Origin of the sequence: Mesorhizobium sp. M7D.F.Ca.US.004.03.1.1, assembly GCF_003998635.1 — a bacterium.
Taxonomy (GTDB): domain Bacteria; phylum Pseudomonadota; class Alphaproteobacteria; order Rhizobiales; family Rhizobiaceae; genus Mesorhizobium; species Mesorhizobium loti.
This window is the reverse complement of record NZ_RZQG01001650.1, coordinates 1-618: the sequence shown is the minus strand read 5'-3', so window position 1 is coordinate 618 and position 618 is coordinate 1. Positions and strand designations below refer to the sequence as shown.

1 protein-coding gene is annotated in these 618 nt (G+C 53.9%); it reads right to left on the bottom strand.

Features of this window, described 5'->3' with window-relative positions:
* Positions 1 to 186 precede the first annotated feature (186 nt).
* On the bottom strand, positions 187 to 618 hold a 432-nt coding region (locus EN935_RS39285), incomplete at its 5' end, for a plasmid partitioning protein RepB C-terminal domain-containing protein (RefSeq protein ID WP_281040425.1).

Here is a 618-nt window from a genome sequence, read left to right as displayed (position 1 = left end):
CCCAAAGGGCGTCGTTGCAATACCCGTCTCCATTTTCTTTCACCTTCGATTAGGCAAAAGAAATCTGCTCGCCAAAACGGCGCCACGACTCTTGACAGTGATTCGGGGAAATGCGATTCTCAGCTTGCGACAGACGAGAAGGGCTTCCGCGACGGTGACGTTCGGGGGCCTTTTTCTTTTGCGGTTTCAGTCTCCTGTTGAGGTCTGCTCCGACTTTCTGAACGCCTCATAGAGGTTGCTCAGATTATCGGAAATCCACGTGCCAAAGCGGCTGCCGTCCATCTCCTTCACGGCGATTGTGATGGCCTTGCCTGCCTTCTTAACGCTGACGCTAACTGCTTTGTCCTCCGGGACCCAGGATTGTGCTTGGGACTTCAGACCTACCTTGCGAACCGGCTTCCCCTTCGCATTCAGGGCTCCCAGCAGCCTTTCGAAACGTCCGTTGCTTTCCAACTCACCGAATTCTGGTTCGGACAAGATTGCATTAACCATTTCGAATTTCTTGCCGGCGAGGAGAGACAGCTCAACCCACCGCTCGCGGCCCACAGACGTAGCGGATCCAATCTTGCCGATCACAGACGCCGGAATTCTTGAGACGACTGATACCATCTTTGATAC